The 1,355-nt window shown below is 54.3% G+C and carries 1 protein-coding gene; it reads right to left on the bottom strand.

Annotated features, from left to right (window positions below; genetic code table 11):
- Positions 1-1,178: RNA-guided endonuclease InsQ/TnpB family protein (locus tag BN874_RS06965; RefSeq protein ID WP_034431732.1), on the bottom strand; the 1,178-nt coding region annotated here is incomplete at its 3' end.
- Between the last annotated feature and the right edge of the window lie 177 nt (positions 1,179-1,355).

Here is a 1,355-nt window from a genome sequence, read left to right as displayed (position 1 = left end):
CCTAGCACATGACTAGACAAGTTCTTGCTCCCTCCACGCGCAATCCCCGGCTCCCCGCCGGTTGCAAAGCGGTAGATATTCTTGGCCGCGTTCACGTCGCGGTCATGCCGCGTTCCGCAATCGGGACACGTCCAATTTCTGATTTTCAGCGGCATGGCGTTCTGATAACTACCGCACGCGCTACAGGTTTTGCTACTCGGAAACCAGCGGTCTACTGCCACCACTTGCCGTCCGTACCAGTCCGCTTTGTACTCGATTTGCCGCCGGAACTCGCCCATGCCGACATCGGCGATAGCGCCCGCGAGGCAGTGGTTTTTCAGCATCCCGGCGACGTTCAAATCTTCGAGCTTAATCACCTCAGCGCTGCGAACAATGGCCGTGGTGGTCTTATGCAGGAAGTCAGCGCGCATCGCCGCAACGTGGGCATGAATCTTGGCAACCTTGACTCGTTGCCGAGCACGGCGGTGGCTGCCCTTCTGCATCCGTGCTAAGCGGCGTTGCTGCTTTTTCAAATGCCGCAGTTGCTTTTTCAGGTGCTTTGGATTGCCGGAGCGGCTTTCTTCAGTTCCGTTCCACCCCACTACTACCTCTTTGATTCCCAAGTCCAGACCGATGGTGTTCCCGGTCAGCGGCAACGCCTGAATCTCGACTGCGCAGGCAAAGCTCACGAAGTAGCGCCCATCGGGCGTCTTGCTGACCGTCGCCATTTTTGGGATACCTGCTGGAACTTGCGACCAGCGGATATTCAGAAAACCGAGCTTTGGCAGTCTTAGGAATTCGCCTGCGCTGTAGGTGCTTTGAATCTGACGTTGATCCAATTGATAGCGTACTGACTGGCGGTCATACCTGGATTTGAATTTCGGATAGCCGGGTTTCTGTCCGGCCTTGACGCGGCGAAAGAAGGCGTCGAACGCTTTATCCTGGTGAATCAGGCATTGCGTCAGACAGCAGGCGGCGGAATCTGCCAACCAAGGGAATTCTCCACGCTTCCATTCGGTCACCTGCTTATTGAGCGAGACGTAGTTATTGCGTTCTTGGCGTTCTTCCCATGCCGTGCGGCGCAGTTCCAAGCAGCGGTTCCACACGAACCGAGCGTTTCCGAACTCGACCGCCCGTTGATGACGCTGTTCGGGAGTCGGTTCAAAGATAAATTTGAAGGCTTTCGGGCGAATGACCATAGCTGCTACAATAATGAATATATCTTTATTTTGCAAGGGGTATCTGATGGAATCAAAGCCTGTAAAAACCACTATCAACATGGTCGTTACTCCCGAATTCAAGGAATTGCTTCGGAAACGGGCAGACCAACAAAACCGCAGCATGACTTCGTATATCGAATGGCTGGTGCTGCAAGA

Origin of the sequence: Candidatus Contendobacter odensis Run_B_J11 (assembly GCF_000531125.1) — a bacterium.
In the GTDB taxonomy this organism is placed as follows: Bacteria; Pseudomonadota; Gammaproteobacteria; order Competibacterales; family Competibacteraceae; genus Contendibacter; species Contendibacter odensensis.
This window is presented reverse-complemented; position numbering and strand designations above follow the sequence as displayed.